16 protein-coding genes are annotated in these 16,172 nt (G+C 34.5%); 7 read left to right on the plus strand and 9 right to left on the minus strand.

The window, feature by feature from the left end; all coding sequences use genetic code 11:
* The first annotated feature begins 50 nt into the window (after positions 1–50).
* The 3 genes from BUA98_RS01945 to BUA98_RS01955 are packed head-to-tail and all read left to right on the plus strand — an operon-like array spanning position 51 to position 2,518.
* Positions 51–290 carry a FeoA family protein gene (locus BUA98_RS01945; RefSeq protein WP_026982352.1) on the plus strand — a complete coding sequence of 80 codons (240 nt, stop codon included), beginning with the start codon at positions 51–53 and terminating at the stop codon, positions 288–290.
* Positions 290–2,389, plus strand: a complete 2,100-nt coding sequence (gene feoB, locus BUA98_RS01950; RefSeq protein ID WP_072969974.1) for a ferrous iron transport protein B — start codon at positions 290–292, stop codon at positions 2,387–2,389. The genes BUA98_RS01945 and feoB overlap by 1 nt, the downstream gene beginning before the upstream one ends.
* 6 nt (positions 2,390–2,395) lie before the next feature.
* On the plus strand, positions 2,396–2,518 hold the full coding sequence (locus BUA98_RS01955) for a FeoB-associated Cys-rich membrane protein (protein WP_072969975.1): 123 nt from the start codon (positions 2,396–2,398) through the stop codon (positions 2,516–2,518).
* Between the two features lie 155 nt (positions 2,519–2,673).
* Here the strand turns inward: BUA98_RS01955 and BUA98_RS01960 are convergent, their stop codons facing one another.
* The 3 genes from BUA98_RS01960 to BUA98_RS01970 all read right to left on the minus strand — a co-directional run bounded on the left by BUA98_RS01960 (position 2,674) and on the right by BUA98_RS01970 (position 5,295).
* Positions 2,674–3,327, minus strand: coding sequence for an HD domain-containing protein (locus BUA98_RS01960; protein WP_072969976.1), 654 nt, complete (start codon positions 3,325–3,327; stop codon positions 2,674–2,676).
* A gap of 181 nt (positions 3,328–3,508) precedes the next feature.
* Positions 3,509–4,501, minus strand: coding sequence for an acyl-ACP desaturase (locus BUA98_RS01965; protein ID WP_072969977.1), 993 nt, complete (start codon positions 4,499–4,501; stop codon positions 3,509–3,511).
* Positions 4,502–4,554: 53 nt separating this feature from the next.
* Entirely contained in the window at positions 4,555–5,295 is a 741-nt protein-coding gene (locus BUA98_RS01970) for a lysophospholipid acyltransferase family protein (protein ID WP_072969978.1), read from the minus strand.
* A gap of 286 nt (positions 5,296–5,581) precedes the next feature.
* Here BUA98_RS01970 and rnpA point away from each other — a divergent pair, with 286 nt between their 5' ends.
* The 4 genes from rnpA (at position 5,582) to BUA98_RS01990 (ending at position 9,350) form a co-directional block, all read left to right on the plus strand.
* Positions 5,582–5,986 carry a ribonuclease P protein component gene (rnpA, locus tag BUA98_RS01975; protein ID WP_072969979.1) on the plus strand — a complete coding sequence of 135 codons (405 nt, stop codon included), beginning with the start codon at positions 5,582–5,584 and terminating at the stop codon, positions 5,984–5,986.
* Between the two features lie 80 nt (positions 5,987–6,066).
* A complete protein-coding gene (locus tag BUA98_RS01980; protein ID WP_072969980.1) occupies positions 6,067–6,900 on the plus strand; it encodes a DUF4349 domain-containing protein in 834 nt (277 codons plus the stop codon).
* A gap of 3 nt (positions 6,901–6,903) precedes the next feature.
* Positions 6,904–8,541, plus strand: a complete 1,638-nt coding sequence (locus BUA98_RS01985; protein WP_072969981.1) for a S41 family peptidase — start codon at positions 6,904–6,906, stop codon at positions 8,539–8,541.
* Positions 8,542–8,546: 5 nt separating this feature from the next.
* Entirely contained in the window at positions 8,547–9,350 is an 804-nt protein-coding gene (locus BUA98_RS01990; protein WP_072969982.1) for an OmpA family protein, read from the plus strand.
* Between the two features lie 159 nt (positions 9,351–9,509).
* On the opposite strand, the gene BUA98_RS01995 is transcribed toward BUA98_RS01990, so the two are convergent.
* From BUA98_RS01995 to BUA98_RS02020, 6 genes are all read right to left on the minus strand, one after another.
* Positions 9,510–9,959: a GNAT family N-acetyltransferase gene (locus BUA98_RS01995; RefSeq protein WP_072969983.1), complete on the minus strand. Its 450-nt coding sequence runs from the start codon at positions 9,957–9,959 to the stop codon at positions 9,510–9,512.
* Positions 9,960–10,090: 131 nt separating this feature from the next.
* The gene (locus tag BUA98_RS02000) at positions 10,091–10,732 is read right to left on the minus strand and encodes a DUF1579 domain-containing protein (RefSeq protein ID WP_072969984.1); all 642 of its coding nucleotides are present in this window, start codon (positions 10,730–10,732) and stop codon (positions 10,091–10,093) included.
* Positions 10,733–10,783: 51 nt separating this feature from the next.
* The gene (locus BUA98_RS02005) at positions 10,784–11,752 is read right to left on the minus strand and encodes a DUF4837 family protein (RefSeq protein ID WP_072969985.1); all 969 of its coding nucleotides are present in this window, start codon (positions 11,750–11,752) and stop codon (positions 10,784–10,786) included.
* A 44-nt stretch (positions 11,753–11,796) separates the two neighbouring features.
* Complete coding sequence (locus tag BUA98_RS02010; RefSeq protein ID WP_072969986.1) at positions 11,797–13,632, minus strand: LysM peptidoglycan-binding domain-containing protein; 1,836 nt, start codon at positions 13,630–13,632, stop codon at positions 11,797–11,799.
* Between the two features lie 110 nt (positions 13,633–13,742).
* Positions 13,743–14,930 (minus strand): phosphoglycerate kinase, encoded by a 1,188-nt coding sequence (locus BUA98_RS02015; protein WP_072969987.1) that lies wholly within the window; start codon positions 14,928–14,930, stop codon positions 13,743–13,745.
* A gap of 254 nt (positions 14,931–15,184) precedes the next feature.
* Complete coding sequence (locus BUA98_RS02020) at positions 15,185–16,159, minus strand: PorP/SprF family type IX secretion system membrane protein (RefSeq protein WP_072970569.1); 975 nt, start codon at positions 16,157–16,159, stop codon at positions 15,185–15,187.
* Positions 16,160–16,172: the final 13 nt, after the last annotated feature.

The following is a 16,172-nucleotide window of genomic DNA, read 5'->3' on the forward strand; positions in this document are numbered from 1 at the left end:
AATAAAGAATTATTACCTATTTTTGCAATCTAAATTCAATCTAAATAAGCTTGCAAAATACAATTCACACTCTGAAAAAAGGCGAAAAAGCCATTATCAAAGATTTTGATATCGATCTTATTCCTCTAAAGTTATTAGAAATGGGTTGTTTGCCGGGCAGCTTGGTCGAATTACTTCAAATTGCTCCTTTTGGAGATCCTTTATATTTGGATATTAATGGCTCACATGTTGCCATTCGTATAGAAACTGCTCGTGAAATTGAAGTTGAACTTATCAAAACCAATTTGTAATGAGCATTCAAAATATAAATGTTGCCCTTATCGGGAATCCGAATACCGGAAAGACTTCGGTTTTTAATCAGCTTACCGGTTTAAATCAGCAAGTTGGAAATTACCCCGGAATTACGGTTGAGAAAAAAATGGGTTTCTGTAAACTTCCCCATAACATTAAAGCTAATATTCTTGATTTACCAGGAACGTATAGTTTGAATGCCAGTTCAATGGACGAAAGTGTTGTGATTGAACTTTTGCTGAACAAAAACGACAAATTATATCCGGATGTTGCAGTAGTGGTAACAGATGTTGAAAATCTGAAACGAAACTTACTGATTTACACCCAAATAAAAGACCTTGAAATTCCGACGATTTTAGTGATCAATATGTCTGATCGTATGGAAAGTAAAGGAATTACACTTGATATTCCCTACTTAGAAGAAAAACTAAAAACCAAAATTGCTTTAGTAAGTTCGCGTAAAGGCCATGGAATTGAGGAACTAAAAGAACTAATCGTTTCATACAAAACGATTCCGCATGAGCCTTGTTTGAATGCATCGGTTATTGACGCTGAATATTTTGAAAAATTACAACACGCGTTTCCAAATCAATTATTGTATAAATTATGGTTGGTTATTACGCAGGATGTAAATTTTTTGAATTTAGAGCGAAATGAAATCCGAAGTACTTTTACCAAATCACATTCAGAATTAAAGCGTTTACAGCAAAAAGAAACCATCAAAAGATATCAATTTATCAACGATGTTCTGAAAGAAGGTTTACAGGTTGATGAATCAATGGCAAAAGACATAAGAGCCAAACTTGATCGTGTATTAACGCACAAAGTTTGGGGGTATGTAATTTTCCTAGCCATTTTATTTTTGATTTTCCAATCGATTTTCAGTTGGTCAACGATCCCCATGGATTTCATTGACAGTACTTTTGCTTCTTTAAGCAGTTGGACAGCCTCAGAATTACCAAGCGGTATTTTAACCGATTTGCTTTCACAGGGAATTATTCCGGGAATTGGAGGGATTTTGATTTTCATTCCTCAAATTGCCTTTTTGTTTCTGTTTATTTCCATTTTGGAAGAAAGCGGATACATGAGCCGTGTAGTATTTTTGATGGATAAAATCATGAGAAAATTTGGGCTTTCCGGAAAAAGTGTCGTGCCTTTAATTTCAGGAACTGCCTGCGCCATTCCGGCCATTATGGCAACCCGAAATATCGAAAACTGGAAAGAACGTTTAATCACCATTTTGGTAACGCCGTTTACAACTTGTTCTGCAAGATTACCGGTTTATACGATTATTATTTCCCTGGTTATTCCGGATCAGCGTGTTTTAGGAATCCTAAATTTACAGGGATTATCGCTGATGTTGCTTTATTTACTAGGATTTGGAACTGCCATTTTATCTGCTTATATCTTAAATAAGATTCTGAAATTCAATTCTAAAACCTATTTTGTAGTCGAAATGCCGAGCTACAAAATGCCTCTTTTAAAGAATGTTGGGATTAATGTGGTAGAGAAAACCAAGGCGTTTGTCGTTGGTGCGGGTAAAATTATCTTGGCTATATCTGTTATTTTATGGTTTTTAGCTTCTTTTGGACCCGGAAGAGATTTTAATGAAGCCGAAACTATCGTAAAAGAAAGATTTGCCAATACAACTTTAAATAAAGTTCAGTTTGAAAACGAAGTCGCTTCTCAAAAATTAGAGAATTCTTATATCGGGATTATGGGTAAAGCTATTGAACCTGCCATTTCGCCTTTGGGTTACGACTGGAAAATAGGAATTGCGATTATCAGTTCGTTTGCTGCACGTGAGGTTTTTGTTGGAACTCTTGCCACCATTTACAGCGTTGGAGACAGCGACAATGAAGCAACCATTAAAAGCAAAATGCAGAAAGAAGTAAATCCGCAAACGGGTGAGAAAATCTTTAATTTTGCTTCTGGAATTTCACTATTGCTATTTTATGCTTTTGCGATGCAATGCGCCAGTACATTGGCGATTACCAAAAAAGAAACCAATTCGTGGAAATGGCCTGCAATGCAACTATTCTTAATGAGCGGTTTAGCATATTTTGTTGCACTTTTAGCCTATCAACTTTTAAAATAAACGGCCATGATACAAGAAATTATTGCCTTTGGAATATTACTTATTGCTGTTGCCTTTTTGATTAAGAAGTTCTTTTGGAAATCTAAAAAGAAAAAGGATTGCGGTGATGGGAATTGTGGGTGTTCGTAGAGGAAGGTTCAAAGTTGCAAAGACTCAAAGGGACAAAGGTTTTGGAAAGGAATTGCACAGAGATACACAGATTTAAAAACACAGAGCTTCACAGAGATTTAAATTTCTTTGTGAAGCTTTGTGTTTTCTTGGCGAATCTCTGTGGAATAAAAAAACTACTTCACTCCCTCCCATTCTGCATAAAACTGCGATAGGAACGTTTCCATAAATTTATGTCTTTCAGCAGCGATTTGTTTTCCTGTCTCCGTATTCATTTTATCTTTTAAGAGTAAAAGCTTCTCGTAAAAGTGATTTATCGTTGGTGCATTATTCTTTTTGTATTCTTCCTTGCTCATATTTGTTATAGGCGCAATTTCAGGGTCGTGTAAGGCACGATTTTTAAATCCACCATAATTGAACGCTCTTGCTACTCCAATTGCCCCTATCGCATCTAAACGATCCGCATCCTGAACGATATCCAATTCTATAGACGTGAACTTCTTTTCAAAATTTCCGCCTTTATATGAGATGTTTTCGATGATGTTTACTACATGCTGGATAATTTCCTCCGAAACATTCTCAGATTCTAAAAATAATCTGGCAGTTTTGGGTCCGATGGTTTCATCTCCGTTATGAAATTTACTGTCGGCAATATCATGAAGCAAAGCTCCTAGTTGCACTACAACCAAATCGCAATCTGTTTCTTTGGCAATTAAAAGGGCATTTTTATATACACGTTCAATATGAAACCAATCGTGTCCACCTTCGGCATCACTAAGTTTTTCTTTTACGAACGCTATTGTTTTATTTATTAAGTTGGGATTATTCATAGTTATATTTTGCTTTGAGAATGGCACGCAGATGAAACGGATTAACACTGGCTTTTTTCTATTTTAAATAAAAATGTTGATTGTCAAAGCTTACACTTCAACAATCAACAATATATTTTCAATGTCAATTACAATATCAAAATTCAATTGCAATATCAATCTGAAATCTAAATTCTAAAATCTACAATCTAGCAGGTTCAACCCATTTAAAAATGTGAGATTCCTGCGGAATTACTAATCTTTCAGAAATTCTGGCCATACGAGCTGGTAATTTCATTAAGTAATCACGTGCTTTTTCTGCTTCATCTGTCAAATTAGTAACCTTATCAATTTCCCATTTGTCAATTAATTTCTGCATGATATCCACATAATCGTTGGCAGTGTAAACACCGATACGTTGTGCAGAATCAGAGAATTGTTCGAAAGCAGAGCTGATCTTTTGACCTGATTCTCTTAAGAAGTGCGCCGGCATAACGATTTTTTGTTTCATCATGTATTGAAACGCCAACATCATTTCGCTAGGATCAACCTGGAAAATTCTGGTAACAAATTCACTGTATGCATGGTGATGACGCATTTCGTCACCTGCAATCATTTTACACATTTTAGACAACTTGTTATCACCAAATTTCTTAGCCATTTGAGCTACTCTATTGTGCGAAACATAAGTTGCTAATTCCTGGAAGCTAGTGTATACAAAGTTTTTGTATGGGTCAGATCCAGTTCCGATATCAAAACCGTCGTTGATTAAGTGTTGTGTTGTCATTTCGATTTCACGCATGTTCACACGACCAGACAAATACAAGTATTTATTTAGCAAATCACCGTGGCGGTTTTCTTCTCCCGTCCATTGACGAATCCATTTAGACCAACCGTTTCCACCGTTCTCTATCTGATTTATTCCTTCAACATCCATTAACCATGATTCGTAAGTTGGTAAAGCTTCTTCAGTGATAGTATCACCTACTAAAGTTACCCAGAAATCATATGGTAATTCTTTGGCAATTTCGCGTAATTCTCTAACCTCCTCAAAGAAATTATCTCCTTCAGAATTAGGCAGAAAATCCGACGGCTGCCAAATTTTTTCTACTGGAATTAAATACTGTTCTACGAAGCTATCTACGTTTTTTTCCAAAAACTGCATAACCTCTAATCTAATGTTTTTTATAGACATTACTTATTTAAGATTGCGATTTGTGTTTCCGTTTTATTTCTGAAAACAAAAATCTATTTATACTCGTTTACTCCTTCAACAACTGCCTTTTCTGTCAACTTCATTAACTCGGCAAAATCATAATCTTTTACAGCCATTGCTTTATGTGCGGTAAAGGTAAGGTGATTTCCTAAACCAACCGGGAAAAAGCCATATTTTACCATTTTCCATGAATTGTTGATGCTCACGGGTACAACATACGCTGATGGCGCATATTTACAAAGAATTTTCAAACCGCTTTGGGCGAATTCTTTTGGTTTACCAGTTTTACTTCTTGTGCCTTCGGGGAAAATTACTGCAGATCTTGTATTCTTTTCAATATATTCAGACAAGCTCTTGATTACAGGAATCGCTTGTTTAGGGTCTTTACGGTCAATTAGTACAGATCCTCCGTGGCGTAAATTGAAAGATACACTTGGGATTCCACTACCTAACTCCTTCTTACTTACAAATTTACAATGAAATCGTCTAAAATACCAAATCATTGCCACGATATCGTACATACTTTGGTGATTCGACACAAAAATCAAAGGAACTCCCGTGGGAATTGTCTCTCTATTCTCGATTGTATATCTGGTTCCCACAAGATTTGTACATCTTAAAAGGAAAAAATTTAAATAATCAACGCTAATTTTATGAGCCTGATAGCCAAAAACATTTAGGCAGATCCATTGTATCGGGTGAAAAATAACCAGACACAATCCAAAAAATAAATAGTAAATTACGGATATGGGATACGAAATTATCTTTTGCATGCTTTAAAAAATTAATTGCCAAAAGTAATAAATAAATTTTTAGCGCTATAAAAATTATACAAGTATCAACATATACGGTACTTAAAAGAAAAAATGCTTTAAAAATTACCCCAATTTGTACGAAATATATTTACATTAATAATTGGATTTTACAAATTTAAGCGCTGTAAGACTATTATACATTATAAAAAAGTGCCAATTCATTTCATAAAAGCCATCAACAACTTTAAACCGAAAATAAAAAAATTACCTTTGTACCTGAAATTGCAAATTTTTTCTGAATTAAATGAACTTCACTTACCCTAAAAATGAACGCTTAAAGAGCAAAACGACAATTGGTTTACTGTTTTCTGAAGGAAAATCGGTTTCAAAATATCCGTTGCGTTTGGTTTACCGTCAAGCGGAAGCTGATTCTGAAGAAAAAATTAAAATGGGGGTTTCGGTTTCTAAGAAATATTTTAAGAGAGCCGTTGACCGTAATTATTTCAAACGCGTCCTTAGAGAAACCTATCGATTAAACAAACATTTGCTTTGGGATAATCTCGAACAGCCTTATTCTCTGATGTTTTTCTATCAAACGAAAGACAAATTATCTTACGAAGAAATCAATACCAAGACGATTCAGTTGTTTGAGAAATTTCTGCAACAAATAAACAAAACGACAGATTCTGAAACCAAAACAGAAATCTAAATCTCAAAATATAACTTTGTTTATCAAATTAGAGAAAAAATTATAAAAAAATTGTAGTTTTAGCTCTAAATTGGAACTTTATGAGATATATTTTCTGTTTTTTCTGTTTTGTTTTAATTCTTTCCGGTTGTAATAAATCGTACGAACCCGAAGAGAATGTTATGGCCATCCAAACGGTAAAACTTACTCCTAAAAATGAGTCAGCTGCATACGACAAAAATCCAGATCCGGCAGCTCCTCCTGCGGTAAAAGAAAAAATCGAACAGAAAATCATAAAAGAAGCGACTTTAAGATTTGAAACTGATAATCTTGAAACAGCTTTCAATCAAATTCAAAAAGCAGTTACCACCAATAAAGCAAGAATAATAAACGATTCTGAAGGAAAAGATTTTGCGACTGTTTTTAGAAATCTTACGATAAAAGTTCCAAGTCAGAATTTTGATCGTTTTATAAATGATATTTCTAAAGGGGTTTCTTATTTTGAAGTTAAAAGTATATCTGCCGAAGATGTTACGGAACAATTTATTGATCTGACATCCAGATTAAAAACCAAAAAAAAACTAGAAGAACGTTATCTTGAAATCTTAAAAAAAGCAAACAAAGTAAGTGAGATTTTAGAAATTGAAGAACAAATTTCGACTATTCGAGAGGAAATTGATGCCAAAGAAGGCCAACTGAAATATTTGGAAAGCCGCGTTTCTGAAAGCACGATTACTATCGAATTTTACAAAACAATTGCCGAAAAAGAAGGCGTTAAAATATCGTATGGCTCCAAACTGTGGACCGCAATTAAATCAGGATTCTTTAGTTTATCTGATTTATTGATTTCATTATTAAGCGTTTGGCCGTTTGTCATCTTATTTTGTTTATTAGCCTATTTTATTAGAAGAAGATTAAAAAGAAAAAAAGCATAAATCATGTATCCTTATCTCAAAAAGAAGTTCGTTATACCAGCCGTTGCCGCAGGATTTTTATTTATTGGAACCAGTTTCAAAGATGATTTCTTTGAGATCGCCAAGCAAATCGAAATCTTTACGACTTTGTTTAAAGCCGTAAACACCAATTATGTGGACGAAACCAATCCGGGCGATTTGATGGACAAAGCCATTAAAAGCATGTTGGGAAGTTTGGATCCGTATACGGTTTACTTTAATGAACAAGATGTTGTCAATTTTAAAATCAACAATACCGGAGAATATACGGGAATTGGTGCTTTGATTTCCCGTAAAAAAGACCGTTTAATTGTTCGCGAACCTTATAAAAATTATCCTGCTGATAAAGCCGGATTAAAAGCAGGTGACGAAATTATACAGATTGGTGACGTTTTGATTGCCGATTTTAAAGACGATGCTTCTCAATTATTAAAAGGAACAAAAAATACCAAAATCCAGATCAAGTACCTTCGTCAGGGGAAAACCTTTACTACAGAATTGATTTTGAACGAAGTTGACATCAAATCAGTTCCGTTTTATGGAAAAATTGATGATAAAACAGGTTATATTGTTTTGGCACATTTTAGCAGAAAAGCTGCTGCTGAAGTAAAAGAAGCTTTGGAAAAACTGAAAGCCGACGGTGCCACTCAAATTGTTTTGGATTTAAGAGGAAATCCGGGCGGTTTATTGAATGAAGCCATTGATATCTGCAATTTATTTGTTCCGAAAAATGAAGTTATTGTAACGACAAAATCACGAATTGAAAAACACAACAACACTTATAAAACGACCAAAGAACCAATTGATACTCAAATCCCGCTAGCTATTTTAGTAAACGGAAGAAGTGCCTCGGCATCAGAAATTGTTTCGGGCGCTTTGCAGGATTTGGACCGTGCCGTTATTTTAGGAAGCCGAAGTTTTGGAAAAGGTTTGGTTCAGCGTTCTGTTGACTTGACTTACGGAACTCAATTGAAAGTTACTATATCACGTTATTATACTCCATCCGGCCGTTGCATTCAGGCACTAGATTATGCCCATAAAGACAAAAACGGTGTTGCTCAAAAAACCGATGCTAAAAATTTCAATGCGTTTAAAACCAGAAAAGGAAGAACGGTTTATGATGGCGGAGGTGTTTTGCCGGATATTGAATTGGATGAAACTAAAATGAGTCCGATTACTACGGCATTATTGAAGAACGACGGGATCTTTGATTACGCTACGACCTATTATTACAAAAATCCAAATTTAGGCGATAAGATTCCGGTATTGACAGATGCCGATTATGCTAGCTTTAAACAATATTTAAAAGCGAATAAAATCAGTTTTGATACGGAGACTGAAGTGGCTTTGAAAAACACTTTGGCAGCAGCTAAAACGGAAAAAATAGACGAAACAATTGCGCCTGAGTATCAACAATTATTAGCAGCACTTGAAAAAAGCGAAACCACCCTATTGGATAAAAATCAAAAAGAAATTAAAGGTTTGATTCAGGAAGAGCTTATCAAAAGATACCAGTATCAGGAAGGTTTATATCAATTTTATATTAAAAACAATTCAGAAATTAAAAAAGCGGTAAACGTTTTAAATAATCAAACCGAGTACAAGACGATTTTAAAAATTTAAAAAAAATGAAAATTTGCAGACTCTTGTTTTTCTTTTTCATTTACAATTTATCGGCACAGCAAAAACCTATTGAAACCATTTATTTTGAGTTTGATAAATATGATCTTACTCCCAAACAAACCGAAGTTGTAACTAAATTTATTAAAAGTATAGACACTACAAAAGTGGAGTCTGTGCAAATTTATGGCTATTGCGATGATCGCGGTAACGACGACTATAATTTTAGATTATCAAACAATCGTGCCAATACGATTCAGAACCTCTTGATTTCTGCTGGCTTCAATGAAAGCAAAATTGTTATTTTGGAAGGAAAAGGCCGTGTTGTGTTAAAACCGGACACCGTAGAAAACCTTCATGAAACGCGTTCAAAAAACCGGCGGGTTGATTTGATTGTCGTAAAAAAGAATAGTTTTGGGAAGGGTATCTATACTTCTTTTAAGGACAATCTAAAGGTTGGCGACAAAATATACTTAGACAACATATTATTTGAAATCGGTAGTTCAAAACTTACTCCTGCCTCAAAAAAAGAACTGGATAAAATCGCCGTAAAACTTCAAACGGACAAAAAAATTCAATTTGAAATTAGAGGCCACGTTTGCTGCACTCCTGAGATATATAGCGACGGAATTGACAAAGACACCAAAGAAAGAAGACTTTCATGGAACCGCGCCAAAACCGTTTTCAATTATCTGTCTACTAAAAAAGTCTCTAAAAACAGAATGACCTATCAAGGCTGCGGCAATAAATATCCCTTAGGAAGAGGTGATGATTTTGATAGACGTGTTGAGTTTTTGATTACTAAAATATAAAGGTTTTGCCACGAAGACGCAAAGTCACAAATTTTTTTATTTAAAGTTTTACTCTAAACAAAACTAATAATTATCTCTTTTAAAGCTAATTATAAGAAACAACATTACAATTATTTTCTTATTGCAACATTGTTTCCTTAAAGTAAAATCCCTTTCTAATTATTCTCCGCGAATCATTTCAATATGCTCGATATCATCTTCCAGATACATTTCGCTTGATTGAACAAATCCATGGCTTTCGTAGAATTTCTTCAAGTACAATTGTGCTCCAATAGTGATTTTGTCTTTTCCGAAATTTGCTTTTATTCCGGCGATAGCTTCACGCATTAAATCGTGGCCCCATTTTTTATCGCGGTAATTGGCATCCACAACAACTCTTCCGATGGAAGCATTATCAAAACTAATTCCGGCATCAAACAAACGGGAATAAGCCACAATTTTACCATCGTATTCGCCAATTAAGTGTAATGCTTTCTTGTCTTTGCCATCTATATCCAAATAAACGCAATTTTGCTCCACTACAAAGATCTCGCTTCTTACTTTAAGCAAATCATATAACTCATGAACCGTTAATGCCTCAAACGGCTTTATTTTCCATTTTAGTTCCATTCTATTGTTGTTTGTCGTTTTAGTTATTGTTAATCTGTAAAATTACATCAAATATTATAAAATAGAAATCCCGATTGCAATTTGCAATCGGGATCTATAAAGTATTACGCCTTATTTGTTTAAGACAAAGATTATTTTCTTTTCATGATAATTTCCATGCTTTTATATTCTTCTCCATTTTTAGTATCATACATTTCCATCTTACGGGTATTAGCGTCAACAATAGTATAGACTTCCCGATAAGGTGTTTTTTTACCATTTAATGGGCTAACCATATCGCCCTTAAAATTCATGCTTTTATTGGCTTCATCATATTTACCAATGGCAACCATCATGCCTGTACCCATGTTGTCAATAAAAGTAGTGGTGAATTCTTTACTCGCATTATTATAAGCAAGAGTACTTTTACCTTCAAATGGCTGTCCCATCATAGTTCCGCTATAAATTGATTCCTGATAACGGCCGCCAAGAATCATCTTGATATTTGCCGTAGAGGTAGCTTTACTAGGTTTCCCATTTGGTCCTTCCCAAAAAGTCATATCACAATTCCAGGTTCCGGTTTCGTCTGCCATCATTTTGTGCTCATTTCCTGGAGTAGCATATTCAGTCCATAATTTCATTTGCGTTGCAGAATCTAAAGGCTGCTCAGCAATTGGTTCTTCTGTTTTAACGCTATCCGTCACTGTAACGGCTTCCGTTTCTGGTTTTACTTCTTTTTTACAAGAAACAAAACACAGCACCAACATTGATAATCCTACATAAAAACTTTTCATAATTAACTGATTTAATGTTTGTTAAAACAAAAGTATGAAAATTATTGTAGACTATCTTTTATCAATTTTGACAGATTTTATAATGGCTTCTAACTCCAGCATTAGATCTCTTTCCTGATTGGATGGGGAATAACAAAAACCTTCAATCACTAAAATTCGATTATAGGCTTCATCCACAATTGCGTAATTGATAAAGGGCCCGGTCATGAAATCGTTCTTCAACTCCCAGGTGCCTTTGGTTTCAAATGTCTTTTTTCCATCTAAGGAAATAGTCGAAAAATATGGTGCATAAGCTTCTCCGGTAATCATTTGCGTATTGGGTTCACGGCCTTTGATGTAGAGTCCGATTGAGTCGCGCATTTTAACGATATTACCAACAATGTCTGAAGTTTTAGTCAATTGTTTTATAGGAACCTGATAAATAAGAAGACTTGTATTACCGCTGATAATTTCTTTTTTTAGCCAAATAAAGTTCTTTTTATGCAGCATATATTCATATCCAACCGGGATTTGAACTCCAATATGAAATTTGTTTTTCAGTACGGCAGGATTTAATAAGGCTTTGCTGTTGTCTTGCTGGATTTTTTCGATCTCAGCATCACGAATGAGCTTGATAATTTGCGATCCGTTCATTTCGAGACTACAAATGATATCATCTACCGATTTTCCGTAAATGCGAAAGGTGTTATGGGGTAATGCTTTGCTTCTGATAATCTCAAATTTATCTGTAGCGGCTTTTTTCACTACAATAATACTTCGGCTATCGGTAACAAAACCTTCGAGTAATCTGGCGGGATATTGATTAATTGTAAAAAGGGGTTCTTCCTGAGTAAGACCCCAAACTGGAGAGGCGAATTTATTTCGAATGCTATCACCCACTTCTCCGTACCACAACTGATCGTCTATAATGACTGAAATGGTATTGGGTTTACCCGAAACAGGTTCAGGTTGTTTTTCGGTTTTTAAACACGAAAACAACAGAAACGGGATTAGTACCAATAAAAAATGGGTTTTATTCATTTTATTAATTTATGAAATAAAACCCAAATTTAAATGATTTTTTTTTATCCGTTTATTTTGAGTTTCATTCCCGGTTTTAAATCTTCATTTTTAATGCCATTCCATTTTTTAATATCTGAAATTGTAACTCCAGGATATTTTTTTGAAATACTATATAATGAATCTCCTTTTTTAACGTAATAATCCTCACCCATGCTTTTTGCAGAAGCTGTTTTCTTTTTGAAAGAATCGATTGATGCGTTTGAAGCAATTGCTGTATTAACTGTAGCGGTTTCCTCAATCGCCGGAATTTCTTTAGAAATCACTAAAGTTTTTCCTAAACCAATATTGTTTGATGTTAGATTATTAAGCTCTTTCAGATCAGCAATAGTCGTACCGAATTTTTTAGCAATGCTTCCTAAATTATCTCCAGCCACGACAACATATTCTTGTGCCTGAGCTGCTGCTTTCTCTTTATCATCAACTGCAGCAATGGCTTCGTCTGATTTTTTGTCTATTGCAGGAATTGTTTTAGCTTCTTTTGAAATTTTAAGCGGATCAACGTTAGATTTAATTTTTAACGTTCTTCCCAGTGCAACTGAATTTGATCTCAGATTATTCCATTTCTTTAGCTCACTAATACTGACATCATACTTTTCAGCAATAGCACCTAAATTATCTCCTTTTTGAATTTTGTACAACTGAACATCTGTATCAATTGCTTTATTCAAGTGTGCTTTTGCCTTAGGCGTAACTTTTAAAGCCAAACGACTTGACATTGTTTTATTTTCAGCTTCATGTCTCACATAAGCATAAATCTTGTCTTCGTTACTAACAAAGGTTGCGATTTTATCTTTTGGTAAACGAATAAAATGATTTTCTCCCTGATAAAAAGGAACAACATTTAATTTATAAGAAGGGTTTAAAAGCTGAATTTGAGATTGTGGCATGTCTAACAAATCGGCAATTTGTTTGAACGACATTTCGCTTTTAACATTAACTGTATCCGTTTCGAAGTTTTTAACGACAGCTCTTTCCGGATTAATACCATGTTCTTTGTGGTATTCAAAAAGATACATTGTTGCATAGAAAGCCGGTACATATCCTTGCGTTTCTTTTGGAAGATTATTACGAATATCCCAATATTTTGTTTGACCTCCAGAGCGACGAATCGCTTTGGTCACATTTCCGGGACCTGAATTATAAGAAGCCAAAACAAGCTCCCAGTCGCCAAAAATAGTATACATTTTAGAAAAATAATCTGAAGCTGCAGCAGTCGATTTCAATGGATCACTGCGTTCATCGACGTAAGAATCGATTTTAAGTGCGTATTGTTTTCCGGTTCCGTACATAAATTGCCAGAGACCCGTGGCGCCCATTCTAGAAACTGCTTTAGGATTTAAAGCAGATTCTACAATAGCTAAATATTTAATTTCTAAAGGAATATTTTGTTTGGCAAAAGTTTCCTCAAAAATTGGGAAATAATATTCTGATAAAGCCATTAATCGGGAAATCGATTTTTTTCGGTTCTTAAGAAATGACTTTATTATGTTTTCTAATCCCTGATTGTATTCAATATTAAAAGGAGATTTCTCATTCATTGCCTGCAAGCGCTGTTTTAAAAGCTCTGTTGGCAATTCGGCATTAACATCCTGATCTGTATTTACGGTTTGAATATCATTTGAAAAATCATTGTAGATATCTAAACTCAAACATTCCTTCATCCAGAGACTATCTACTTTTGTAGCCACCTCGTCCTTTTTGAAAGAACTCTTTACAGAATCTAAGTACGACAGCTTTACTTCTGGCCTAATATCCAGCGAAGTTGTGGCAGTTTCCTGCGCAAACATCGTTATCGAAAAAAGAGCTGTAACCGCTAAGGAGATTTTCTTTATAATCATATAACATTTTTTTAAAATTCTATAAATCAACAAAATATAGAAACCTTACTTTTGCAAACTTAGAGAGATTACCAATAAAAAATATGCAAAAAAATGTTAATTGTGATTTTTTAGTCCAGAATCGCAGCGATTCCAGGTAAAATTTTTCCTTCTAACATTTCAAGCATTGCTCCACCACCAGTAGAAACGTAGCTCATTTTGTCTTCAAAACCGAACTGTTTTACAGCAGCAACAGAGTCACCACCACCTACTAATGAAAAAGCACCATTTTGCGTAGCTTCCGCAATATAATCGCCTAAAGCGATAGTTCCTTTTGAAAATGTTTCCATTTCAAAAACACCCAGAGGACCGTTCCATAAAATAGTTTTAGATTCTAAAATTACTTTTTTGAAATTTTCCAATGATTTAGGACCTGCATCAAGACCTTGCCATCCATCAGGAATTTCTTTTACATCTACCACTTGTGTATTTGCTGTATTTGAGAAATCGTCAGCAGCAATAACGTCAACCGGAATATGAATCTGAACTCCTTTTTCTTTAGCTAATCTTAAAATTTCAAGTGCTAATTCCTGTTTATCATCTTCACAAATAGAATCACCAATTTTACCACCAAGTGCTTTAACGAAAGTAAAAGTCATACCTCCGCCAATAATCATGTGATCTACTTTATCTAAGATATTTTCGATAACTGTGATTTTTGAAGAAACTTTAGAACCTCCAAGAACTGCAGTAACTGGTTTCTCGCTATTTTTAAGAACTTTATTTAAACTCTCAATTTCTTTTGCCAATAATGTTCCGAAACATTTTTCAGTTGGAAAAAATTGTGCAATAATTGTTGTTGAAGCGTGTGCTCTGTGAGCCGTTCCAAAAGCATCGTTTACATAAATGTCACCAAGAGACGCTAATTCTTTTGCAAAAGCAACATCTCCCGCTTCTTCTTCAGCATGAAAACGTAAATTCTCTAACAATAAAACTTCACCTGGCTTTAAAGCTGCTGCTGCTGTCTGAGCTGGTTCTCCAACACAATCAGTAGCAAACTTAACTTCAACTCCTAAAATTTCAGAAGCTGTTTTTAAAATATGTTTTAATGAATATTTCTCTTCAGCACCTTTTGGTCTTCCTAAATGTGACATTAAAATAACGCTTCCGCCCTGAGCTAAGATTGCGTCAATTGTTGGTTTTGCAGCTTCGATACGAGTTGCATCTGTTACATTAAAATTCTCATCCAATGGCACATTGAAGTCAACACGGATGATCGCTTTTTTATTTTTAAAATCGAAATCGTTTAAAGTTTTCATTTGATAATTTTTTAATTTTTTGAAAGAAAAACAAATATAGAACTTTTAGAGTAGTATTAAATTTGAAATATGTAAAAATAACCTATCAATAACAACGAAAACGATGTAATTTATGAAAAAAAACAAATTAATAATTAAAAAAGAGAAAAATGGTTGCTTATACCATTATGAAGTTAAGCATACTGCAGTATAAATCTTCTTTAAATTTTCTTCAAAATAAAAATTCAGACTGCAGTACTTTCAACTTTAAATTATTAGTCGTGAACAGGACCTTGCGTACAAGGACAGTTACTGATAGACTGTAAGAAATCGAATCCGATAGTAACTACGTGTGTACCGGTATTGTAGTTTCCAAGATCATTGAACATTATCTGGTAAGAATATCCAAAGTAAAATTTAGACTTCATAAAACCTGCCATTGGCCCAACTGATAATGGTTTTGGAAACTGGTCGTTTAAGAAACGATAGGAAACTCCAATCCAGTAATAATCTTCGTAACGATTGTAACGTCTGTACTTGAAGTTAAAATCGGTTGTAGAACGTTTATCACTTGCAAAATACTGGTAGAAAATAGATGGTTCGTACTCGATACGGCTGTTTTCTCCGTCCTTAAAAACCATTCCCGTATATACCTGATAATTTGAAAGCAAATTAGGTTCTACACCGCGGTATTTATTTGTATTTTTCTTTAAAACGTTGTTGGCATTAAAACTTACGTAGAAATTCTTGTTACGATACAAGGCACTAATATCAAAGTTATTATTCGTTGTATAACGATTATCTGTAACAGAAGGATCCAGAATAGGATGCTCAATAGTATTATTGAATTCATCAATATCTATTCGGAAACTGTTGAAGTTATACGAAAGTCCAAAAGACAAATATTGCTTGGAATAGTAATCCAAAATCAAGTGATGCGCAAACGAAACTTTGGCACCGGTCTGTCTTGTATAACCGTTCTTATCGTTATAAACCGAGATTCCAACCCCGGAACGATCCAAGACTCTAAAATCAGCATAGAGCGATTGATTTTCTGGTGCATCCTTAATTCCAACCCATTGGGTTAGTCCATTGGCTCTAATTCTAAGATTATCACCAATCCCCGCATAAGCAGGCGAAAGCACGAAAGGGTTGTCAGCCAAATACTGGGTAAACACTGGTAGGTTTAACTCTTGGCTGTAACCTGATGTTACAGCCATGAGTACTAAGGATAAAATTAATTTTTTCATTGTAATGATTTTT

The sequence above is a fragment of the Flavobacterium saccharophilum genome (genome assembly GCF_900142735.1).
GTDB classification, from domain to species: Bacteria; Bacteroidota; Bacteroidia; order Flavobacteriales; family Flavobacteriaceae; genus Flavobacterium; species Flavobacterium saccharophilum.